This window comes from Brevibacterium sp. OS20, assembly GCF_056837565.1.
Window position 1 is genome coordinate 3,154,918 of sequence record NZ_CM166367.1, and the last position, 22,997, is coordinate 3,177,914.

At 58.4% G+C, this 22,997-nt stretch carries 16 protein-coding genes; 2 read left to right on the forward strand and 14 right to left on the reverse strand.

Going from position 1 to position 22,997, the window contains the following annotated elements; translation table 11 throughout:
* Positions 1-51: 51 nt before the first annotated feature.
* The 5 genes from ACVZTU_RS14100 to ACVZTU_RS14120 all read right to left on the reverse strand — a co-directional run bounded on the left by ACVZTU_RS14100 (position 52) and on the right by ACVZTU_RS14120 (position 6,355).
* Positions 52-1,410, reverse strand: coding sequence for a polysaccharide pyruvyl transferase family protein (locus ACVZTU_RS14100; RefSeq protein ID WP_482400648.1), 1,359 nt, complete (start codon positions 1,408-1,410; stop codon positions 52-54).
* Between the two features lie 27 nt (positions 1,411-1,437).
* Positions 1,438-2,856 carry a polysaccharide pyruvyl transferase family protein gene (locus ACVZTU_RS14105; RefSeq protein WP_482400649.1) on the reverse strand — a complete coding sequence of 473 codons (1,419 nt, stop codon included), beginning with the start codon at positions 2,854-2,856 and terminating at the stop codon, positions 1,438-1,440.
* Positions 2,857-2,956: 100 nt separating this feature from the next.
* Positions 2,957-4,066: an NAD-dependent epimerase/dehydratase family protein gene (locus ACVZTU_RS14110; protein WP_482400650.1), complete on the reverse strand. Its 1,110-nt coding sequence runs from the start codon at positions 4,064-4,066 to the stop codon at positions 2,957-2,959.
* The gene (locus tag ACVZTU_RS14115; protein WP_259357553.1) at positions 4,056-4,778 is read right to left on the reverse strand and encodes an IspD/TarI family cytidylyltransferase; all 723 of its coding nucleotides are present in this window, start codon (positions 4,776-4,778) and stop codon (positions 4,056-4,058) included. Before ACVZTU_RS14115 ends, ACVZTU_RS14110 begins: the two co-directional genes overlap by 11 nt.
* On the reverse strand, positions 4,760-6,355 hold the full coding sequence (locus ACVZTU_RS14120; RefSeq protein ID WP_420095670.1) for a CDP-glycerol glycerophosphotransferase family protein: 1,596 nt from the start codon (positions 6,353-6,355) through the stop codon (positions 4,760-4,762). The genes ACVZTU_RS14115 and ACVZTU_RS14120 overlap by 19 nt, the downstream gene beginning before the upstream one ends.
* A 429-nt stretch (positions 6,356-6,784) precedes the next feature.
* Between ACVZTU_RS14120 and ACVZTU_RS14125 the strand changes: the two genes are divergently transcribed.
* Positions 6,785-8,065, forward strand: coding sequence for a CDP-glycerol glycerophosphotransferase family protein (locus ACVZTU_RS14125; protein ID WP_482400651.1), 1,281 nt, complete (start codon positions 6,785-6,787; stop codon positions 8,063-8,065).
* Positions 8,066-8,141: 76 nt separating this feature from the next.
* On the opposite strand, the gene ACVZTU_RS14130 is transcribed toward ACVZTU_RS14125, so the two are convergent.
* From ACVZTU_RS14130 to ACVZTU_RS14160, 7 genes are all read right to left on the reverse strand, one after another.
* Positions 8,142-9,809, reverse strand: coding sequence for a glycosyltransferase (locus ACVZTU_RS14130; protein WP_482400652.1), 1,668 nt, complete (start codon positions 9,807-9,809; stop codon positions 8,142-8,144).
* A gap of 259 nt (positions 9,810-10,068) precedes the next feature.
* Complete coding sequence (locus ACVZTU_RS14135; RefSeq protein WP_482400653.1) at positions 10,069-12,720, reverse strand: glycosyltransferase family protein; 2,652 nt, start codon at positions 12,718-12,720, stop codon at positions 10,069-10,071.
* Between the two features lie 115 nt (positions 12,721-12,835).
* A complete protein-coding gene (locus ACVZTU_RS14140; RefSeq protein ID WP_482400654.1) occupies positions 12,836-14,956 on the reverse strand; it encodes an acyltransferase family protein in 2,121 nt (706 codons plus the stop codon).
* Between the two features lie 163 nt (positions 14,957-15,119).
* Positions 15,120-16,043 (reverse strand): glycosyltransferase family 2 protein, encoded by a 924-nt coding sequence (locus ACVZTU_RS14145; RefSeq protein WP_259357547.1) that lies wholly within the window; start codon positions 16,041-16,043, stop codon positions 15,120-15,122.
* Entirely contained in the window at positions 16,040-16,870 is an 831-nt protein-coding gene (locus ACVZTU_RS14150) for a CDP-alcohol phosphatidyltransferase family protein (protein ID WP_482400655.1), read from the reverse strand. Before ACVZTU_RS14150 ends, ACVZTU_RS14145 begins: the two co-directional genes overlap by 4 nt.
* Positions 16,871-16,935: 65 nt before the next feature.
* Entirely contained in the window at positions 16,936-17,325 is a 390-nt protein-coding gene (gene tagD / locus ACVZTU_RS14155) for a glycerol-3-phosphate cytidylyltransferase (protein WP_376905759.1), read from the reverse strand.
* Between the two features lie 103 nt (positions 17,326-17,428).
* Positions 17,429-18,697 (reverse strand): CDP-glycerol glycerophosphotransferase family protein, encoded by a 1,269-nt coding sequence (locus tag ACVZTU_RS14160; RefSeq protein WP_376905760.1) that lies wholly within the window; start codon positions 18,695-18,697, stop codon positions 17,429-17,431.
* Positions 18,698-18,993: 296 nt separating this feature from the next.
* On the opposite strand from ACVZTU_RS14160, the gene ACVZTU_RS14165 reads away from it, so the two are divergent.
* Entirely contained in the window at positions 18,994-19,962 is a 969-nt protein-coding gene (locus ACVZTU_RS14165) for a magnesium and cobalt transport protein CorA (protein WP_376905761.1), read from the forward strand.
* Here ACVZTU_RS14165 and ACVZTU_RS14170 read toward each other — a convergent pair.
* The gene (locus tag ACVZTU_RS14170; RefSeq protein WP_482400656.1) at positions 19,946-21,808 is read right to left on the reverse strand and encodes a glycosyltransferase; all 1,863 of its coding nucleotides are present in this window, start codon (positions 21,806-21,808) and stop codon (positions 19,946-19,948) included. The two genes, ACVZTU_RS14165 and ACVZTU_RS14170, sit on opposite strands and share 17 nt — an antisense overlap.
* Positions 21,809-21,916: 108 nt before the next feature.
* Positions 21,917-22,813: a CPBP family intramembrane glutamic endopeptidase gene (locus ACVZTU_RS14175; protein WP_482400657.1), complete on the reverse strand. Its 897-nt coding sequence runs from the start codon at positions 22,811-22,813 to the stop codon at positions 21,917-21,919.
* Positions 22,814-22,997 lie beyond the last annotated feature (184 nt).

Consider the following 22,997-nt stretch of genomic DNA (forward strand, 5'->3'; position numbering starts at 1 on the left):
AAGCACGCTCCACTAGCGCTTCCAGATTGGGCGAACGGCTCAGGTCTATCGTCATACCCAAGGCAAGCGATTAAGTAACTTCTTCAGTCCGCGACCAACTGACCTCGGAAGCGTTGCTACCTTAGGCTCCGTAGCCGGAGAATTTGCAACGTTCTTGTAGATGCGATCCTGGTAGAAGCCATACGATCGACGAAGCTTTCGTCGCATCTTCTCTTGGTACTGCTTACGCGATGTACCCGCGTAGCGTGGCAGCTTTTCTCGGAGCTCCTCCAGTGAGTAGGGCTCGATCTGCTCGTTGGGCTTGAGGATGCCTTTCAAGCCTGAGAACAGCGTTCGATAGACCGAGATCATGAAATCGTCGTCCTTCTCCACTCCTTCACTCATAGCTCTGTCGAGTGCGCTGAGAACTGTGGAAGGCTTCCAATCTGCCGAATCCAGCGCTCGTTCCGGATAGTCAACAGAACGATAGAAATCTGGAACCTTGAAATTCCACGTCAACCCGATCGAGGGGATGTCGAAGGCGAATGAGGTGATCGACGCGTGAAGACGATAGGCGATGACACCATCACAGCTGCGAAGCTGTTCGATGAGCTCCTCTGGTGAGTTGAGAGTGACGGCAGCCTTCTTCCCTTGCACCCCGTGGTGTCGAACGAGAGAATCGAGGAAGATCTCATCGTCGAAATGACCAGTGGTGAAAAGTCGATAGTCGTCGCCTCTTGCGGTCAGTTCGTCGATCACACCAAGCCAGAAATTGCGCTGATCTGCTTCACTGAATGGAATTCCGTTGTCGGGGAACACACCGGACCGGGTTACAACGAGGCCGATACGTTTCCGGCTGCGTCCACGCGGGTCTTCAATTGGACGCACCTTCTCAAATACCGAATCAGCGAAGACAGCGGGGTCAGACACGAGCTCCGTAGGAATCCCGGTTCCCTCAACGTATTTCTGTGTCGATTCCAGATCGTCTCTGGTGGTAATCTGGCGAACGACTGGTTTCCTCAGCGCCGTCTGCAGTGCCAGCGAACGTTCGTCTGCGTCGTTGTAGGGCTCAACGCCGATGCTGGAGAACAGCACGGGGACCCCGTACTCCTCGGCAAGTTCGACCGTCCTTATAGTTCGCCGGTAGAAGACTTGGTAGACATAGTTGAATATTGGCGCCCCACCGAAGACTACGACGTCAGCCCTGGAAATGGCACGTCGAGCCGGCTCGAGCAGAGACTCATCACCTGTGCTCATGTATTTCTTGCTGATGATGCTCGCGGCCCGACTGCGAACGACGAACGAATCTGATGCAACTCCAAGGTTCTCTGCAGCCGCTTTCAACAGGCTGATAACAGAGGCTTCAATAATCTGATCGCCGATATTGTCTGAATCTCGGTTAGTCAGCAACAGAACTTCAGTACGTGCCACGTTTGGCTCTTTCTCTAGCGTGAACAATCAATCCATTGACTGTGCTTTGTCGTATAGCTTCTGGTAGTTCTCGTAAGTACGACGCAGCTTCCGGTTGACTTTCTCCCGGTACCCCTTGGGACCAGTAGCCAACTGGCGCGGCATCCCTTCCCAGAGCTCTGAGAATTCGTAGGGGGTTGCAGGATTGCCGGGAGCGAGCACGTCTCGGATCCCTGCGAACAATGTGTCGTAGACGGACTTGAGGAATTCTTCGTCTTTGACGACTCCGTCTTTCATCGCACGCTCTATCGCGGGAACGACCTTCTCGGCTTGCCACTTTTCCGGGCTCAGCGCACGATCCCCATAGCCCACGGATTCGTAGAAATACGGCACCTTGAAGTTCCACGACAGGCCGACAGAGGGAACGCCGAGCGCAAACGACGTGATGCTCGCATGCAGCCGATAGGCGATGACCCCGTTGCACCCACGCAGTTCGCGAATGAGTTCGTCTGGGGAATTCACCGTAACTGCAGCCTTTTTGGCCGGAATACCAGAGGTCTTGATGAGGGTGTCGAGGAACACCTCATCTGAGAAATGGCCAGTGGTGAAGAGACGGTAGTCGTATCCCTTCTCTTCGAGCAGTGCGATCGTCTCGAGCCAGAATCTGCGCTGATCATCTTCACTGAAGTCGATGCGGTTGTCAGCGAAGATGCCCGCCCTAGTGACAACCAGACCGATGCGTTGAGGTTTCGGTTCCACAGCACCTGGCGCCTTAGCGACTGGTTGAACCGGAGCTGTCGCGGGCTGAGCCACGCTGGATCCAGGTGACCTGGCGACGATGCTTTTGACAATTCGCTTGAGTTTCCGCTTCGCTCGCACGGGAACGGACGGCACTGGCTTAGGCGCCGGGGCAGGTTCTGGCTTCTTGCGATAGACGATATCGGCCAGTACTGCGGGGTCGGCAACGTGGGCGACCGGGGTACCGGATCCTTCGGCATATTTCCGAAGTGATTCGATGTCATCGCGCGTTGTGATCTGTCGGACCACCGGAAGTTCAAGCGCCTTCTTGAGAGCCTGGCTTTTTTTGTTCGCCGCATCGAACTTCTCCACACCGATGCTCGAGAAGATCACCGGAACGTCATATTCCTGAGCCAGTTCAAGAGTGATAATCGTACGACGATAGAAATTCTGATAAGCATAGTTGAAGAGCGGGGCCCCACCGAAGATGATCAGATCAGCTTTCGAAATTTCGTCCCGGGCCGCTGTCAACAGCTCTGGGTCTTTGGTGGCCATGTATCTTCTCGAGATGATTCCTGCAGCACGGCTGGATATGACGAAGTCATCGGTGCCGAAGCCAAGATTCTTCATCGCGCCTTTGATGATGGACAGGACTGTGGCCTCGATGATCTGGTCTCCGACATTGTCCGAATCACGGTTTGTCAGCAGAAGAATTCTGGTGGGGCTCATAGACGTTCAGGTCTCCTCAACAATGCAACGATCAGCGTCGTTACCGAAATTGTGGCACGTCGTACCGGTTGGTGAGTGCAAGAAGTATAGCGTTTTCCGATCAGTCGATGAGCGGACCATCTTCGAACGTCCGAACTGTCCGGGAGACGCCGTCAGTGAGCGAAGTTCCCGCATCCCACCCGAGTGCGGTGAGCTTACCAGCGTCCAAGCCGAGAGAGGCTACCGGGGAGAAAGAACGACCGTCCTCTGGATTGACGAAATCCAGATCGAGCTCTTTATCTGGCCGTGCCGCGGCAAAGGTCTCGGCCAGTTCACGGATGCTGATGTTCCCAGCGGGATCGGCGACGTTGTAGACCTGTTCGTCACTCCGCAGATGGGCGAAGAACAGTCCCTCCACGGCGTCCGCAACGTACGTGTACGTCCGGGTCGCGGCACCGGCACTCATCATCCGCACATTGCGACCTCGAACTACGTCGGCGAGGAAATCCGCCTGTACTCGACCGTCGTCGAGAGCCATTCCCGGGCCATAGATATGCCCGAAACGCAGGCTGAGTCCCCTGATACCGAACTCATCTGCATAGGCAGCCAGGGCGGTCTCGGCGATGCGTTTGCCTTCTGAATAACTGGCGCGTGGCGCAAAATGCTGCAACGTTCCCTCGTCGTCTTCGCTGATAAGGCCACTGCCTTTCACCGCCCCGTAAACCTCTGACGAGGACAGGAGGACAAAGGACTTCCCGCCCGCGTCGACAAGCGCGTCAAGGAGGTTGATCGTCCCGAGAGTATTCGCCTTAAGAGTCGTGACGGGGGACGACTTATGCAAGCTCGGTCGAGCCGGCGAGGCACCGTGGAAGATCGTCGAGAATTTGCGTTCGAAAGTCTTCGTGTCGATGACGTCGCCAGCCAGCAAGGTGAAATCTGAGCGCTCGAGCGCGGAGCCGAATCGCTTTACTGCCTTGTCCTGGTTGCGCACCATTCCCGTGACATGGAGTCCGAGGTCGTAAGCATCGTTCGCGGCCAGCAGTGAACCGACAATATACATCGGGATCATGCCGGAGGCACCGGTAACGAGGATCTTCGCATTCCGATACTGTTCCCATGGCAGCCGGGCCGAGGCGATGCGTGCGACGTCCTCGGAGAATACCGGCGTGTCGAAGAGAACGACGTCCGTTGCTTCCGAAACAGATGCGACCGCTCCGTCCTCATTCGCCACCGAAGGCCTCCCTGTCTTCGATGAGAGTGAGGAATGTCCGGCAAACATAGTAGTCCGAGGCAGTGGTGATTTTGATGTTCGTCCGCGGACCTTCGACTCGGTGCACGTTATATCCGAAGCCGTTCATGAGCGTGCATGTGTCGATGGAATCGTTCTCGCCTTCAGCGACAGCACGGTCGTATCCGGCAAGGACATCCTTGAGAGGGAATGTCTGCGGGGCCTGGGCGGTCCACAACGGGTCCCGAGGAATGACCTCTTTGATGCCGGCGCCTTCTTCGACGACGACTGTCTCTGTCATCTTCGTACAGGTGACTGCCGAACCGAATTCACGAGCACTCTCGATGTTCCGCGAGACGAGGTCGGCATCGATTAGGGGACGGACACCGTCGTGGATGAGCACGATGCTGTCCGGGTCGTTGTGTTCAGAGACGACCTTGAGCGCATTGTGTCGCGATTCCTGGCCGGTCGACCCGCCGTCGACGATCCATTGCACCTTGTCCAGCTCGTAACGTTTGACCAGGCGTTCCAGGTGCTCGCGATATTGCGGAAGGATGGCGACTGCGATCGAGTCGATCTCCGGATGCTGCTGGAAGATGTCGAGCGTGTGCACGATCACCGGTCGGCCGTGGATCTCCAAGAACTGCTTCGGACGTGAGCTGTGCGCCATACGAGCGCCGACGCCTCCTGCGAAGACTACTGCGATGTTTGCCATTGGTTCTCCTCGTCCTCTTCTTCGGTCTTATAGCTGCCGTCGGAATCGTTGTCCGTCGGGTCGTTGAGTTGGTCTTCTTGCCCGGGTGCGCCGGGATCTTCCTCACCGACACGTTCGGACATACGGTGATCTTCGTCTTCGGAAGGCACCTGTGGTTCCGTGGCAGGCTCGCTGAGGATGAGCGTGTCGATCACTCGGTCGGAGTTGTTCGTGTCCACGTAATCGAAGTTCTCTTTGACGAACTCCTTCGTCGCTTCGTTGCTCAACTGGGGACGGCGGAGCAGTTCGACGAGTTCGTCGAAGGTCGTAGCGATGTTTCCCGGGGCGGCTTCCCGGTAGTCTTTGTGCATTCCTCGCGTCGCAGAATAGGTATCGAGATCGTAGGCGAAGAAGATCATCGGGCGCTCGAGCAGCGAATACTCGTAGATGACCGAGGAGTAGTCAGTGATGAGCACGTCCGAGATGAGCATCAGATCGTTGGTGTCCGGGCAAGACGCGACGTCGATGAGTCGGTCGCTGAATTCCTGTGGAATCGGAGCCGGATCAGGCACGAAATGATGCTGTCGGAACAGCACGACGGAATCGTCGCCGCACGACTCGTACAGCTCCCGGAAATCGATCTGGTCGTAGTCGTAGTGGGCGTCTCCGGAGCCGCGACCGCGGAAAGTAGGCGCAAAGAGAATCTTCCTCTTGCCTTTCGCCGTCGGGAACTGCTTCTCGAAGTCGACAAGGACCTCTTCTGCACGTCCTTCTCTAAGGAAACCGTCGATACGGGGCAGACCGGTCGCGAGGACTGCTTCTCTCTCGATGCCGAAAGCTTCGCTGTAGACATCCCGCAGGTGCTGGGAACCGCAGATGGCATACGAATAGAGGCGATGGGCGTTTCGCAGATTCGGTGAACCGTACTGCCCGAACCGGCTGTAACCCACTGACTTGAATCCGCTGCCGGCATGCCACAGCTGGATGATCTTCTGTTCGTCTCGGTTGCCCAGGTCCTTGAGGATGGCGAAGTAGTCATCGATGAGGATGGTGTTCGCTTTGCCCATCTCCCAGGCCAGAGCGAACGCACTCTGACGGCTGCTGGTGCGGCCGGTACGGAACGAATAACCGAAGTTGAACTGCGAATCGAGACCGCGTTCGAGCATGCGGTCATGTACGGCCTTGAGGTTGCCCTGCATGTTCGGACGGGCCTCGGAGGCGAACAAGATGTTGCTTCCGTCAGACGGCCGTTTGTAAGCAGAGATGGCGAATACGGTGCGCAGAGCCTTCCGCTTGGTCTTCGTCCACTTCTTGCGAGCCTTCGACTTCAGGCGTGCCACGGTGGACGAGGGCTTGCCTCCGGAACGTCCGAAGGAATACGCACGCATGAGGAAATATGGAGCCGCCTCGTCGTCGGAGATGCCGAACGTCACGGTGTATGCGGAGAAGTTCTTGTTGTAGACGAATGCTCGTGAAGCATCCCCGAGCTCTTCAGCTCTCGCCAAGGGGTAGGCGGCAGGAAGGTTCTCTTCCCCGCGTCGAGCCACGAGGTAGTACGTCCCATTGGGAACCTGAGCACGACGATTGAACTGGGTCACGTTGATCGTAAGCTCGAAACGCCCCTCCCCCAGAGGTTCCGCACGAACCGGGAGTTCGACCTCATAAGGTCGCGAGTTCGGGGTCAGGAAGAACGAGTCAGGGGCATCGCCGGAAACCCTGACGACAAATGTCAGAATCACACGTTCCCACGAGATTCTTTCAATTGTCAGCTCATCTACCACAGGTTCCCCTCACCAGCATGATTTTGAAATGCTGACGCAACTCGTTCACTCTCAATTAACGTTGATAGCCTAGCAGTTTGCCTGTGGCAGTCGGTAACTTAACGACACGCCCGCGGACCGCATCCGAGCCGATGGCTTCGTGTTCTCATGGGCAGTCATGAAACGATATTCTGGCCGAGTCGTCGGTTGCATCTAAGGCATTGAGCCGTTGCGAATCCGAATTCACAACTGCAAGGAGTTCGAACAGTGGCTAACCCGGTCCGATGGGTCGCACGCACCGCGGTGCGTTCTAGCGCGTGGAAACGCACCAGCAAATGGATCAGGGGCGCTGAGAAGTGGAACCGCCTCGAAGACGAATATGACGGCAGCTATGTCAAAGCCGAAGTCGTCGTCTACTTCGGCGACCGCAGCTCGAAGTTCTACCAACTCGAACAGTGGATCCCGGTCCTCGAGCAGCTCCATAAGGAGCACAGGGTCGTCATCGTCGTACGAAAAGGTTCAGCCTTGACCAGCGTGCTGGAAACCACTCACCTCCCCGTGGTGTTCAAACGAAAGTTCGATCCCTTACAGACCTTCTACCACGCCAATGACTTCAAGCTCGCTCTGTACGTCAACAACGGAATGACGAATTTTCAGTCGCTCAGCTTCGCTCCGATGGTCCATGTCCATGTCAATCATGGCGAGTCCGACAAGCTGAGCATGGTGTCCAATCAAGCTAAGGCCTATGACAAAGTCTTCGTTGCCGGCGAGGCCGCTGTGGAACGACACCGCAGGGCACTCATCGACTTCGACGAATCCCAGCTTGTGCGAGTCGGCCGGCCCCAGTTGGACATCAAAAGGCCGCTCGAGCTCGAACCTTCGTCGGCTAGGACGATCATGTATGCGCCCACGTGGGAGGGCGAGAATGATGCGAACAACTACACCTCGGTCGATCGCTTCGGTCCGGAGATCGTCGAAGCCGTCCTCCGGATTCCCGGTGCGCGTCTGATCTACAAACCCCATCCGCGGGTCGAAACGTCCAAAGACCCGGACATGGTAGAAGCGAATGCTCGGATCCTCGACCTCATCGAGGCGGCAAATGTGTCGATCACCGACGAGACTCAGCAGCACCAGGTGCTCATGCAGGGAGACATCCTCGGCATGTTCGACACGGTCGACCTGCTCATCACCGATATCTCCAGCGTCGGCCTCGACTTCCTCTATCTCCACCCGAATAAGCCGCTCGTGCTCACCGACCGTCGCAATGACGCCGAATCACTCAATGCCGAGGCGCCGATCAGCCGCGCCGCGCCGCTCATCAACGATGAATCGATCGGAAGTGTCGAATCTCTACTCAAAGAGATGCTTGAGCGCGATTCTTCTGCAGAAATCAGGCATGAACTCCGCCACCACTATTTCGGCGACGGCGAACCCGGATCATCGACCGTCCTATTCACCGATGCGGTGTCCACTCTAATCGCCGACCGTGCGGTTGAATTGGAGAGCTTCCACACCGAGAGCGTCAACGCCGAGTCCGACGACGAATAGTCGCGACCGGACTCGGCCAGCGGGTCATCGCCGCAGTCAGCGCGTCATCGGAACGTGCGGACGCCAGAAGCTCGAATTACTTCCGAGCTCTCACCGAGAGGTTCCCGTGCTTCGTCGCATACCATTCGCTGGCTGTCGCAGTCGTGACGCGGAATCGCTTCGGAGTGCTGATTCTCCGTTTCGATGACCACAGATCATGGGGTCGGCGAAGATAGACGTCGAATGTCTCACCAGCGGACTCGGAAAAGCTCTCATCGTCCACGTCGAACGTAAGCACCGTTCGGTGCCCGAACCGGCGGAATGAGATCTCGGACTGGTCGCAGAGGAAGAACGTACTGAGCTCTCTGCCTGCGACGACCAACTGAAGTGTCTCTGCAACCGACTTGTGGATCCCGCCGATCTCGACCTCGACTCTGCATCCTCCCGTTGTCGGTGTGCAGGTCAGCTTCCTGGCCCTGACCGACGGAACCTCATATTCGCTGCCGACCGCGGGGAGATCAGCTAGCCTCATTTCGGCTAACGCTTTCCGCCAACGAAGGTATCCGGCTTCCGGGAGGTAGCGTTCGACGGAGCTCACCGCTGCCCGACGCATGGACTCGACTTCGCTGGGCTCCAGGGAGAGAAATTCCTCTATCTGGTCGGCCAGTGCGTCGATGTCGCTCCACGGCGTGATGAAGCCGTTGTCGCCCTGATCGATGAGATCTTGCGGCCCGTAGGTGATGTCATAGACGATGGGAACACAGCCGGCGCCCATCGCCTCCAGCAGGGACAGCGGCAGACCCTCGCTTGTGCTGGTGAGCGTGGAGAACGACGCCGACGTCAATCGTTCATGCACATCATTGACGTACCCAGGCAGTGCGACGCGATCGCCGAGGTCGAGTTCATCGATGAGGGTTTCAAGCTTCGGCCTCGCGGGTCCCTCTCCGAGCACGGTCAGGGAGACTGCTATACCGCGGTCGCGCAGCTTCGCGACCGCGCGAATCGGGTGCTCGATGCGTTTGAGGTCAATGAGGTTCGCGACCATTACGGCATTCCCAATGTCTCGCCGCATCGGCGGATCAGAGACGACTGATCCTTGCGGCAGCTCTCCAGTCAGCAGCCCGATGTTGTCGCCGGAGAAGCCCATCGCTCGAATTGCTTCGGCCTGTTGCTGTGTCTGTACTCCGACGATGTCGAATCGGTCGAAGTTGCGCATCGTATCCGTACGAGCCCTCAGTGGCTGCCCGTGATCGCCGTTCCACGGTCGACGGAGATGACTTCCGTGGAGGAAAAGGATGAGCGCGAAGTCACGGTCAGAGATCTCATGGATGAATTCACTGACCTTCTTGTCATCGACGATGACAGCTGCCGGCGACTTCGTCACGGTCGCTGTGATCCACGCATTGTAGAAGTCGCGCGGACGACGCCATTCGACCATCGGCTCCCCCGCCGGGGATTGCAGGATGAACCGTCTGCCCAGTTTCGGATCCTCGATGTCAGCTAGCAGCAGACTTCCGTCGCCCCGCAGGTAGTTGCGCCGGATGACACGACCGGTCCGCGAGTTTCGGAACACGTCGTAGAAAGCGTTGATGTTCTCGAGTTCGCCGTCTTCGTCGGGGATCGGCATCCTCGGGGGCTCACCCTCAAGGCGGGTCAGTTCGGCTTCGCTTCGTCCTCGAAGATCCTGCCAGATATTGACCAGTTCAACGTCCTCTCGCATCTTCCCCTGTGCGATCAGACGATCCCTGATCTCATCTGTCTCCATGCGCGGACTGAACGTGAGAATGGTCTGCGAGAGCGGGCTGCCAAAGTTCTGGAAGCTCCGAATCCGACGCAGCGCAGCCGTCGTCATGCCGCCCATGGACTCCGGAATGCCCCACAGCACGTTGTATACGTGGACTGCGTCGGTCCCAAATGCGGGACCGTCTGGTTCAACGTCCCGGCCGTTGCCGTTTGGGTTCGTTCGGGCTCGCAATCTCACAAGTGGTACCTTTCCTCAACGCTCATCGACGACAAACGGGCAATCAGCGCGTCAGCGCCATACGGCCGAAGTGGCGAGCCTGACGGCGCCAATTGACGATCTTGGGAACGTCCGATGCCTCCCACTGGGCTTGGATGTTCCAGTCATCGCCGAGGTCGGCATACCGGTCTCTCACGATCATCTGCATCGCATCGATATAGCTGAGGCCATTCTGCTGCACGAGACCGAGGACTCGTTCTACGACATCTTCGCTGCGCAGTCGAGCCAGATTGAGCACGGCAATCTGCGGATCGAACGGCACGAAGTCTTCGCTCATCCCTGCGTGGCTGGCGAAAACGAAGTCGAGGGCGCCCGTGTGATCGTCACCGAACGAGCTCGCGATCCGCCGCATCAGTGTGAGACCGCTGGAGCGATTCTTCCTGACGTCATGTTTCGCAGCCAGCAGCGTGTCCTTGAAGTCGACGGTCGAGAGCTCGGTGATGTCTGCGGATACCTCGGCGGCCGCAGGCACAACGACGACACGCTCATGGTCCGCAAACAGCGCAGGCAGAACGACCGACAGAACTTCGGACCTGTTCTTCTCGTCGCCCAATTCCACCGCCGGAAGGATGTCGATGCTCCCCTGGGTGAGCTCGCCTCGGATCTCGTCGACCTTGGTTGACGTCAACACACCGTTCGGCAGCCACACTCGGTATGCGGCTCCCGCGTGGGTCTCGATACTGCGGAGAGCCTGCCCGACCAAAGGCGCCTCGCCCTTCTCAACGGTCATGAAAATGTCGGTGACCTGCGCTTCGGGTACGGGCCGTTCGATCCCGTTCAGCGCCGAGACAACGGACCTGCTTTCCGCGACGGGTAGTCGGGCAGTGGCCAGGTACTCGTCAGCCAATGCCATCGCGTCTGCCGTGATCTCGACCCACTTCGCGTAGATCTCGTCTTCGGATGTGCCCGTTGCGATGAGGGGCAGCAGCACTGAGAGCTTATCGAGGATTCCATTGCGAATGGCATCGAACTCGGCAGCGTCGATGCCGATGAGTCCGCCGAACCGCGAATCGGACTTGTTCTTAGGTTCGAAGTCGACGTCGGCGCCGACCGATCGTGCCGGCAGATTCGCGTGCAGGCGGGAAGTGAGGACGTGCTTGTATTTGTAGGCATAGTCAGCAACCCAGTTGCGTGCGAGTTCCAGGTTCTCCGGGAACGATTTGTCGCGGATCGCGGTGACGGTCTGCTTCTTCTTCGGCCCCTTGTTGTCCTTCGTCCAGTCGACTCGCAGCGTTCCCGAACGACGGTCGGGTGAGGGTGCAGGGAAGAGAGTGTCGACCGTCGTCGTCAGGCATCCGGAGAAGAATGCGGGCACGCCGACTGCGCGCAGCACGGCGACGGACTGCCAGTCGCGGCAACCGACCGGTCCGTACTTCTTGAGGTAGGCGATGGCTTCGGGAGTGAGCATCTCGGGGTAGCGCACGAACACGGACAGCAGGATCGGGCGCAGATTCGGGTGGAACGGGATGTTAAACGACTTACCGAAGATGTCGTGCATGTACCAGCCGAACGCGATGTACCAGGTGTCTTCCGGAATGTCCTGATAGACGTTGCCGTCTCGATAGACCTCGACGAGGTTCAATTCAGCTTCAGGTCCGTCGTACTTTCGTTCCTCTTTGACTGACTTGCGGAACTTCTTGAAGAGCTCGGTCAGTCCCTGGTCACCCGAGAAGCTGAGATTTTCGTACCGCAGAAGATGGCCGATCGACGCGATAGTCTGGATGTAGTCGCCGATGTTACGCGAACGGATCCCCGGCTGGTCGTAGCTGAGGACACCGAAGTTGCGCTTGCCGGCAGTCGTCGGAAGCGATTCGAGGTGTTTTCCTCCCGGGAGCCAGTCGCGCATGCGGTTGAGTTCGTAACGCACGGCCGGATCCGCCTCGTCATCCATCTGGTCGAGACGCGTTTCGACAAGAGTCCGGACATGGTCGAAAGCGTCGATGCAGAAGGCCGATTCGGCGGTGCGCAGCACTGCCTTCGCACTCCACCGGCTGGTCTCGCCTGATTCTTCCGCACTCTCCAGGAGCGGGATTGCGTCGTGTCCGAGCGTGTCGATCGCGGTTGGGTAATACTCCTCGGCGGCCGCAACGATGATGTCCCGGTCATCGATCTTCTCGAACTGCGCCCAGGCGACCTCGGAGTCCGATGACCGCTGGTAGGCCATGCCTAGGAGAACCCTACCGGCTTCCTCGGTGGAGGGATTGCTGCGGAGGTTGAGCCCGATAGACACGGTGTCAGCCAGGTGCCCGGCAGCGACGAGTGACCGTCCAACCTGCACGGCTGCGGGACCGAACGATGATCCCTGAGTCAGTGCTTCGGACAGTGCCGCGTGCGCCTTGAGGCGCGCCAGCTGCCGTGCCTTGGTGTCGACCTCTCGAGTCGACGGCGCAACGGTCCATCCGTCGGTGTCCTCTGCTGTCGCTCCGCGCAATCCTGTTGCCAGTTTCCGGTAGGCACGAGCGGTCTCGGTCGCGATCTTCTTCGGTTTGCCGGACGACTTGCCAGTGCCGCCGGTTGCGCGCTCGCGCACGTATTTCGTTCCTGAGGCCCGCTCGACCACGGGCAGGGCACGACGGGCGATTCCGTGGACGACTGGCTTGACCAGTTCGCGTCCTTTACTGAAGTATCGGTCGGCAGCGTTTCGTCCAGTGGTCACTCGTTCAGTCCTTTGCAGAGGTTTCGGTGATCGGTCGTTCGTAGCAGTCGGTGGTCAAGAGCAATCAGGCACACGGTATACGACTTGACTGTCAGTTCGTTGAACCGCAGCGGTCTCAATCGAAGGTGCCGAGGCCCGTCTTGCGGAGGCTAGCGTCGAATTGCGGGGCAAGGGTCTGCGCATAGGTCGCGGTGATGTGGGCGGTGTCGAAATAGGTGATGACGCCGCCGATGACAGGCTCGCAGCGCCCCTCGGGGCAGAACCAGTCTTGAGGGTAGATAACCGACATCTTCTTCGAATCTATGGTCTTCGCGGAGGCTGCGAGCGGATCCATCCAGTGCCATGATTCCGGAGTTCCGGAGCACTCTTCGAGGTCGTCTTCATGCTTGGCAACGCAATCCGGCACGGTGACACCTGCCCCGCCTGGGTATGGGGTATCCCGAATGACCACAACATCCAAATCAGCATCGACCCAGCGCTGCAGGATTTCACGATGTCCTTCAGGCGCCTTCTTCTCTGTTTCTTCCCAGTCCATACCTTCCAGCGGCGTGGACTGCCGCTCGGAGGTGATCACTGCGTCGAATCCTCCTTCGGTCGTTCTCTTCGAGACCCAATCGGCGTAGTCCTGACACCCCTTGGTTTCGTCCGGCGTCGAAAGGTCCTGAGGCAGGGTAGAGATGCTGCAGTTCGAGGCGAGGAAAGTGGTGATCGTCAGATCTTGTTCATCTGCCAAGCGCTCGAGCGTCGGCAGCCAATGACCGGCATGTGAATTTCCAACCAGCGCGACATGTTTCGACCCGTCTCCATAGGTGCATTCCGGTTTGCTTGCGTATGGGGCACTGGCCCAACAGCCATCAGCGTAGGCTTTTGACTTGTCCTTCTTCGCCGCAGCGGGCTCCATCTGCAGCGAGTCCTTGTCTTCGCAGTTGGGATTGTCCTTGGCACTGGGGAGGAGAATCCCGGCGCCGAGGCAGGAGTCGGGATCGTCCAACTGGGCCCGCAGTTTGTCTTCGTTCTGCTCGACGATGGTGTTGGCGATGACCATCTGGCTGAGCCCCAGGGCAGCGACGAGCGCCATCGCCAAGGCTGCAAACGCGAAGGTCTTGTTCGAACTGCTGAAGAACGACGACTTGCGGAATCGGTTCTCGACCCAGGTTGTCGAAGCCCAGGCAGCGATGATCGAGACCAAGATGATGGCTATATTGTCCAGGACGCCGAGACTCTCCGAGCGTCCAAGCTTGGCCGAGAGGTATGGCACGAGGACGATGAGGGGCCAATGCCAGAGGTAGACGGAATACGAGATGTCACCGAGAAAGCGCACGGGACGCAGTGACAACAGTGGAAGCACAGACGCCCGGCCCCGGGAGTCGGCGATGATGACCAGTGCAGTCGACACCACCGGGACCAGCGCGATGTAGCCGGGGAACGGCATGTCTGCGCGGACGAGGAAGGTGGCAGCCACAATTCCGGCGAGACCGATCCACCCGAGCACTGAACTGAATGGAAGCCGCTCTGGTCGAACATAGAGCACGAAGACGGCGACGAGGCCACCGGTGGCCAGTTCCCACATCCGGGTTGGGGTGATGAAGTAGGCCATTGCAGGTTCGTTGGCGGTGTACCAAACAGAGAAGACGAACGAGGCCAGAAAGATCCCGAGGACGGTGAATCCGACGAACTTCTTGGACCGTCCGAGTTTCGTCCCTATGAGGAAAGCCAAGCCGATGATCATCGGCCAGACGAAATAGAACTGTTCCTCGACCGACAGCGACCAGAAATGCTGAACGGGCGACGGGGCGTTGTCCGCAGCCAGGTAGTCGACGCTGGAAACGGCGAAATCCCAATTGACGACGTAGAGTCCCGCGGAGAGGATCTGTCGTCCGGTGTCGGCCCAAATCGATTGTGGAGCAACGAGGAAGGTTGCGATGCCCACAAAGAACAGGACGAGCAAGGATGCTGGCAGCAATCGCCGAACCCGTCGTGCCCAGAACTTTGCCACGTCCCCCCAGCTCTGTGGCGGGGACTTGACGAGGTGGCTGGTGATCAAGAAACCGGAGATGACAAAGAAAACGTCGACACCGACGAACCCGCCGACGAACCGGTCGGGCCACAGGTGATAGAGCAGAACGATTCCCACGGCCAGGGCTCGCAGCCCCTGGATATCGGAACGGAAGCCCGAGGTTTTGGGCACGCTCGACCTCTGTGGGGAGTTTTCAGCGACGGGGGCTGTCGACTGCATCAATCGGCTCCACTCAGTTTCTCAGCCGGTTGGTTCGGACCCGACTGCGGTCCCTGTCATTACTCGCTTCTTTGGTACGCGGCAGAAAGCATGTTCCCCGGAGGCTCCTCCAGTTTGATTGCTGCTGTATCGACGCGCGCTGTTCCGCCGTAGCGGCGTGAGGTCACACGATGGGCGGCCGGCCGTGCCGGGACATTCGAAGTACACCTCTTCTTGACAGCTTCTGCCTGTCTTCGTCCTGACCCCACGGGTCGAGACGCCATCCGGCACGCCATCCTTCCATCCACGCTTTGAGTTGGTGTGGCTTATTGGCCCACTTGATGAACTGCATCAATGTCCATGAACCCACATAGGCCCAGCTGAACGGCCACGGCAGATTACGCCGCGCCAGCCATACTCGGTTTCTCGCATTCATGTAGAAGTATTCGTCGTGGCGCCTCGGGTCGATCACCGGGTGGGCGACGGCGAGGTCACCCATGTACCAAACGATGTAGCCGGCGTCCCAGACTCTCCACGCGAGCTCGATTCCCTCGTGCGCGTACCAGAACGGTGCCGGCCATCCTCCGCACTCGTCGAAGGCCCGGCGCTGCATGCAGACTGCGCCTTCCCACACCGAGAACACATTCGATGAATGGTCGGCGCTTCCCTTCTTCAGTCTGGGAATCCACCGTTTCGGTGCATCTGGCCCACCGGGCTCCTCAACCCTTGGCTGGATCAGTCCGATCTGCGGTTTAGTCCGCATCAGTTGTGCCATGCGCATCAGAGACGTGTCGTCCGGCAGCCATGCGTCATCGTCAAGGAAGAACAGGAACTCGCCGTCTACGTGAGGGACTCCGGCATTGCGGCCGGCAGGGATTCCGAGGTTCTCTGGCAATCCCAGTTTCTTGACCTGGTCCGGTATGCCTTCCGGCTCCCAGCCGTTTCCTACGCAGACGATGTCGAGATCGACGCCCTTCTGCGCCAGCAGTGACTCGAATCCTCGGTTGAGGTCGTCCAGCCGCTTGCCTTGGCTGAGAACGACAACGCCGAAGGTGTAACGTCGATTGTCTTCGAGTCGCTGGGAGAGGATCCTCGATGACTCGCTCATGACAGCCTCCTTGATGCCATGATCGACATGAAGTGGCCGATGACGGAGAGCAGGCACAGCGGAGCCATGATGAGGACGAGCCACCTTTCGCCGAATAGCGGCTCAGCTCCTGCCGATACTGCTATCGCGGTGACGATACTCGCCGCCAGTGCCATCAATGACATCTCTACCGAGTGGAAGATGCGGTGGAAAGGCACGAACCGAGCGATTCGTTTGAGAGTGGCAACAACTCCGGGGTTCAGCGCTGTGGCTTCCTTTGAATCCGCGAGCTTATCGAGTCCGTTGAATGCACGGGACACGTGAACCATGTCGTTGAGGGCTTTGTTGAGAAGCACCAATCCTGCCAGAACCGTTCCGGCAAGCAGGAGCGGATAGGAACCGGCGGGGTCGTCGATCAGATTGTTCCACTCGCCCACAGCTCGGATTCCGAGCGCAACCGCAACCAGGCCTTCGGTCGTATAGTGGCCGACCTTGTCCAGAAAAACACCTTTGGCGCCGCTGGTTCCGCGCCATCGGGCGACCTCACCGTCACAGCAGTCGATGTACATCTGGACTTGCGAGAAGAAGACAGCAAGGACCGCTCCCCAGATGCCCGGAATCAGAAGGCTCAATGCGATACACCAACCAGCCAAGATCATCAGGCCGGTGACGCCATTTGCGCTGATCCTCGTGCGCACGAGCAGCATCGTGAAATAGATCGAGATATGGCGGAGGTAGAGCTGTGCCGACCAGTGTTCCGCATTCTTGCGACTGCGAACCTCGATCGGCTGTGCTTTCGCCCGAAGCTCCGACAGCGTCGGATGTTTCGCCGGAGACTTTTCGGGCACGTCCGTTCCTCTCAGATCCATGGATGATGTCCAGCAACGATAGCGCGAAGTTCGCGCCGTTGCTGTCAGGACTTGCCCAGCTCGCTCTTGATCCGAGTGGTTGAGATCTCGGGCGTGCGTTCCAGATAGACGACTTCACACTTGTCTTTGAGGAAGTCGAACTTTCCGGCCCAGTCGTCCCCCATGACGAAGGTGTCGATATGGTACTTATCGATATCCGTCGATTTCTGCTCCCAGTTGTCCTCGGGCACAACGAGATCGACGTAGCGGATAGCTTCGAGCATGTGTTTGCGCTCTTCGTAGGAGAAGTAAGACTTCTTGCCCTTGCCAGCATTGAATTCGTCACTCGACAGCGCAACTACCAGGTAGTCGCCCTGATCCTTGCAACGTTGGAGCAGTCGAATGTGCCCATAATGGAGCAGGTCGAATGTCCCGTAAGTGATGACTCGTTTCATTGCTGATTCCGTCCAGAGGTCGAAGCTCACCTCGTGAGCCGCAGAATTAGTTCCGCGTTAGTTTATCATTCTGTTACTTCAGGTTAAGAAAATGTCATACGGCTCACTGAGCGTACTTCAGACGACGTTCTTCCGAGCGATCTCGGATCACGCGTTCGCTTGATTCGATGAATCGAGCAGTCTGCGCGCCGTCTGTTGTGTCGCCCAGATAGAACTGCGCTAGTTCTGCAACCGATCCACTGCGCGAGACGGCCTCGTCAATGAGATCGACAACACTCTCACGGCTCTTCGGGTCGACAGCTGGACAGCGATCCAGGAGCCCGCCATCGAGAACTTCTGCCTGGGGATCGTGCGGCTTGACCATGACCAGAGGCTTTCCGGAGGTTAGCCAGTCGAATGCCACGGATGTCATCTCGACGACCGCAAGATCCGCCTCATCCAACTGCCAGGACACGTCAGGTGATTCGTCGAGGAATCCTCGCGGATCGGATCGGACGATCTCGGCCACGTTTTCCACGGCCTTTTCGAACTCGCTGCGCATCACTCCCGTGCGGGGGTGAGGCCGGAAGATCACCCGGTAGCCGGCTTCCAGCAGCGAGGTGACGATATCTTCGCCGTTGTAGGCGATGGTTCCGTACGCCATCGCCGGGGAGTCTCCCTCCCAAGTCGGCGCATAGAAGACCACTTTGCCATCTGAGTTGTTCGTCTTGAACTCTTGCCATTCGGACGGGACCGATCGCGGACGGTCCAATTGTGGCCGTCCGACGTCGAGCATTCGATCATTACGCATTCCGTACAGCGTCTGCTCGATCCGATCTCTCGCGGCCTGGCCGGCGGTGAAAACGTAGTCGTATCCCTTGAGTTGGTTGGAGATCATCGAGATCTTCTCGCTCTCACCATGGCTCAAATGGACATGAGCGGGTTCCGGATAGCGCAGTGCCTGGAAGTTGCTTGTTCCCTGGTTGACGTAGAACACGGCTCGCAGGCTCGGTGACTGCATGAACTTGTCGAGTCCCTTGGTGAGCCGCGAGAACCGAACCGGAAAATCGGTAACGCCTTTGAGGTGTTTCGCGACCACAGCATTGCGGACGATGATGCCGAAGGGCTGCTTGCTGTGTCCCAGTTCCTTGAGACGTGCCTCAAGCTGCTTGAAGGGCCACAACCACTGTTCGAGCTGATAGACCGAGCTGAGATCACCGGCGAAATAGGCAGCCACAACGAACTCGTCGTCGTCCTGAGGGTGAAATTCGTCCGGCAGCCGTGATTCGCGAACACGCTCTCGGAGTCTCAGCGCAGCGAGTTTTGCCACCGATTGTGCAAAGTTGGCACCACGGACTGCGGTGTGCGGCAGATCTGCCGGTAGGAAGGTCATGGAGACTATTGTGCATGCCTATCTGTGTTCGACCTGAACTCGACCTCCGTTCCAGATGAACCTCAGTTTCATGGCAGTCGACTCTCACAAAGTCTTTCCGCTAGTTTTGGTTGGGATTCTGCGAAAGGGAGCACATGTCACCTGAAAGCCGTCAGCGGTTCGATCGACCGTCATTGCGGAAGCGCGCAGCGGTGCCCTCTCAAGAAACCGCGCCTCGGGCGGCGACACTATTCAGTCGCAGGATCGTCAACAGTGAGCCCCAAGATCTGCATGCCTCATTTACGTTCAGCGATGCATTGTCTGCACACACTGCTGATCGCTCTGATTCAGACTCGACAGGCACGATCACGCAGGTCGTCATTCCGCGGTCGACCCCTGAGCTTTTGGCCGATATCGCTTCATTCTGGGACCTGCATCCGGTGCTCGTCGACGACCTCTTCCACGCGAACCAGCGGGCCAAAGTCGAGCGCTACGGTGAGGTGCTCTTCGTTGTCTTGAAATCAGCTGTCTACATCGACGCGAAAGAGGAGGTCGAGTTCAACGAGTTCCACCTGCTGATGAAAGACGATGTTCTCGTCATCATCTGCCAGGGAGACCGGTTCATCGACGGTACCCCGATTCCTGATGAGACCAGCGGTGTCGAGGAGTACTTCACGAACGAGAAGCGCAGCTGGACGAAAGACCGTGATCTGCTCGCACTCGGTCCAGAGGCACTCATCTATCGTCTGCTCGATACCGCTGTAGACGGGTACTTCCCTGTGCTCGACGGGCTTCAGGACGACAAAGACGGGATCGAGAGGCAGGTCTTCAGCGGAGACACTGCTGCGGCCGAGCGCATCTATCTCCTCAGCCAGGAAGTCATCGACGTCCTTCACAACTCCACCCACCTCAATCGACTGACGCAGGCGTTGGGCAATGGGGCGGCCAAATACGCGATTCCCGATGACCTTCGTGCCTACCTCGATGACGTCACGGACCATCTCACCAGAGTCCTTGCCGAAGCCGGAGAACTGCGCGAATCTCTGTCGCAGATCCTCAACGTCAATTCCACCCTGGTCGCTCAACGTCAGAATGAGGATATGAAGAAGATCTCCGGATGGGCGGCGATCCTCTTTGCGCCAACTCTGATCGGTGCAATCTACGGAATGAACTTCGACGATATGCCTGAACTCCACTGGGCCTTCGGCTACCCGATGGCATTGGGGCTCATGCTTGGCCTAGGGGTCGTTCTCTACGTTGTCTTTCGAGTCAAGAAGTGGATGTGAGATCCATTCGGACGAGGCGACCACTGAAGTTCCCGTGCTTGGTCGAATAGAGATGCACCTTGTCTGAAGACTTGATATGGGAGTCTTCGACGCAGGCGGTGCGTAGTCGTTCAAACCCTCTCTCGAAAACGAGGTCAAGGGAGAAGTCAACGTATTCTTCCGTCATGTGTTCGATCCGAGAATGTGGAATCTCGGCCGTGATCAGGTCTCCACTCCGGCGAGCTTCGACTCGCCCATAGAAGGTGCCAGCCCGCGACTTCCAGGAGACGAACATCTGGCTGGGTGCGCTCTCCCCCAGGTCAAAGACTCTCAGAGTGATCGAGATTCCGTCGGCAGTCACTTCGGCAGATTGGACCTCGGCGCGCGCGTCCTCGGCGCGGATGATCGGAGCAAACGACCGTGCGGCCAGTGCCTCTCCCCACCGTCGAATAATGGGACGTTCGAAGAAGTCTGCTGCCCGGGATACGGCATTTCGGCGCATCGCCGAAACCTCGTCTTCGGACAGGGACAGGAATGTCGAGATCGCGTCGGCCAGTCCGTCGACGTCGCCCGGGTCGACGAGAAAGCCATTGACACCGTGCTCGATGATGTCTGCCGGGCCAAAGTCCACCGCGTAACAGATAGGAATGCAGCCCGCCGCCATGCTCTCCAGCACCACCAGCCCTTGCCCTTCGTATCGACTGGTCAAGAGGCTGAACGAGCTGGTGAGGAAGTTTGATTTCGCGCCTTCAACGTGGCCGTGCAGTAGGACTCGGTCGACTGCGTTCTTGCTCTGGATAAGCTCGCTGAGCATCGGCCTGTCCTCGCCGTCGCCGTATATGTCGAGCGTTACTTGCCTGCCATGGGCTGCGACGTCGGCAACTGCGACGATCGCGTCTTCCACGCGTTTCTGAGGAGCCAGACGAGCGATCATGGAACCCTTGTGGCGGGTCCGCGGTCGGTACGGATCTCCATGCAGGTCGTCCGTCAGGTTTGAAACCGTTGTGAGTTTTCCTGCCGACAGGTCCAGCCCCTCCATTGCGACTCTCTGCGAATCGGTGAGTGTGGTCGCCAAGTCGAAGCCGTCAAGATGACGGAGGTAGCCGAATTTGTCTTCAGCCAGTGCTCCGGTGGGCTCATCATTCGCATCAGCAAGAAAGTGATTGTGGTTGACGATGCAGAGAATCACATTGTCCCGCCGATATTCGTGGATGAAGTTGCCGACGAAGGCCGAGTCGCAGATGAGGTACGAATGCTTGTCCCCGATGACGACATCGAGCCAGGCCTGATAGAACTCACGAGCCGAGCCCCATTGGGCAATCACCTTCTGGTCACGGTCGAACAGTGTGATCCGGCGCCCGCCTCGGCGTCCGGATTTCTTCATGTCCTGACGATCGATGACAAGCAGATGCCCGCGATCGTGATATCGGTCAGCCTGGAGTAGGCGGTCGCCAGAATCTTTCCTCAGCTCGGTCCATTCCTGACCGGCCCGTTTGATGGCGTCATCGGCTGCTGTCGGATCGGGATCGACCGTGCCGACCATTCGACGCAGCTTCCTGTCGGGCCACGCGGTGAGGTCCTGCCACAGATTGTGAATCTTCACCTTGCGGTCGATGGTCCCCGACTCGCGGAGCTCACGCTCCCGATCCAGTTCTTTCATCTCCGGGCTCAGAGTCAGAATCTCAACACGGCGGTTGTCGAGCCGAGCGAAAGCGGAGCTCCGTTCAAGCGCGACTGTGGTCATGCCGCCGAAGTCGTAGCCGATTGTCCACGTCAGAGTGAAGTAGCTGCCTTCGGGCAGGAGTCCGCGATGAGGGAATCGGTGGGGATAGGAGTGGTTTGGGGATGTTTCGGGGATGCTGTTCACTACAGAAATATAAGTCGAACGCGGCAACGGCCACCGTCGACACACCACAACCGAAAAGTGATGCGCATTTCACGAGGGACCTTTGCAGATTCCGACGCACACTACGGTTCATTGCGCACCCGGCCGGTCGAAGAACAGTCGGCGTTCCTTGACGAGGATGATCGCCGAGAGGACGAGCATCAGGCCGGTCTGAATGATCTTCGAGTCAGGATCGGTCATGAAGATCTCCGCGGACATATTCGCAGAGGCGTGGAAGACCACCGGAACCAGGATGCTGCGTCCGCACCGGTAATACAGCCAGTTCATCACGAGGACGAACGCCACCATCGAGACCGGGAAGTTCAGGGTCTGCAGCACTCCTGATTCGACGACCTCGTTCTGGTAGTAGCCGTCGATGAATGACAACGGCACATGCCACAGCGCCCAGATGAGAGTGAAGAGCATCGACGCCGAGAACACCCGCATCTTCCTCACCAAGGTGTCAGTGCCGTAACTGTGCCAAGCAAGCTCTTCGATGACAGCGGCACCGATCAGAGTCACCCACACCGGCATCAGCCCCGTTGAGAACGTGAACCCGCCCCGAAGCTTGAACTGGCCGGGATCGTAGCCGAAGAACAGTGACAGCCCCTGCGCAGCCATGAGAGTGACGGGAACGAGGAACACCGCGGCGACAAGGAACGGCCACCGCGCGGAACTCGGCCACTTCAACCTGCTGACGATGTCGGCTCGCAGCTCCGGGCGGTGCCGGACGAAAGCGACGACTACGGCAAGAGGGGCGAACAGTCCCGCCAATGACAGCACCAAGGTCGCGACGAGCACCCCTTGATTCTGCTCAGGCAGATGACTGAGATAGGCGGCCGCGAACCAGAACACCCAGGGCAGCACGGTCGCCCACACATAGAACGCAACCGGGCGATCGTATTTGTGCAGAACCGCTTCGTCCTGGCGACCCCGTGTGATGTCGGGGTCGACCGGAACTCGGCCGAGGGCGGGGTCGGTGACCATAGCGCAAAGAATAGAGTCCGGCCGGGGCCGAAACCAGGGATGCACGTTCCTCAGCTCGATGCCCGCGAAGCAGGCGGACGGCAGTGGGGGCCGCCTCGGCGAGGTCAATCATTTCCCACCCGTTCGTCCACTCGGCCGATGACGTTCACGGCGGCTTCGCCACACGATCACTTGGGCTTCGTAG

What these genes read in the sequence shown, in the direction of transcription:
- ACVZTU_RS14105 (WP_482400649.1), bottom strand. Translation starts at nt 2,856, where the DNA reads ATGAGCCCCACCAGAATTCTTCTGCTGACAAACCGTGATTCGGACAAT.
- ACVZTU_RS14115 (WP_259357553.1), bottom strand. Translation starts at nt 4,778, where the DNA reads ATGGCAAACATCGCAGTAGTCTTCGCAGGAGGCGTCGGCGCTCGTATG.
- ACVZTU_RS14130 (WP_482400652.1), bottom strand. Translation starts at nt 9,809, where the DNA reads ATGGAGACAGATGAGATCAGGGATCGTCTGATCGCACAGGGGAAGATG.
- ACVZTU_RS14140 (WP_482400654.1), bottom strand. Translation starts at nt 14,956, where the DNA reads ATGCAGTCGACAGCCCCCGTCGCTGAAAACTCCCCACAGAGGTCGAGC.
- ACVZTU_RS14145 (WP_259357547.1), bottom strand. Translation starts at nt 16,043, where the DNA reads ATGAGCGAGTCATCGAGGATCCTCTCCCAGCGACTCGAAGACAATCGA.
- tagD (WP_376905759.1), bottom strand. Translation starts at nt 17,325, where the DNA reads ATGAAACGAGTCATCACTTACGGGACATTCGACCTGCTCCATTATGGG.
- ACVZTU_RS14160 (WP_376905760.1), bottom strand. Translation starts at nt 18,697, where the DNA reads ATGACCTTCCTACCGGCAGATCTGCCGCACACCGCAGTCCGTGGTGCC.
- ACVZTU_RS14175 (WP_482400657.1), bottom strand. Translation starts at nt 22,813, where the DNA reads ATGGTCACCGACCCCGCCCTCGGCCGAGTTCCGGTCGACCCCGACATC.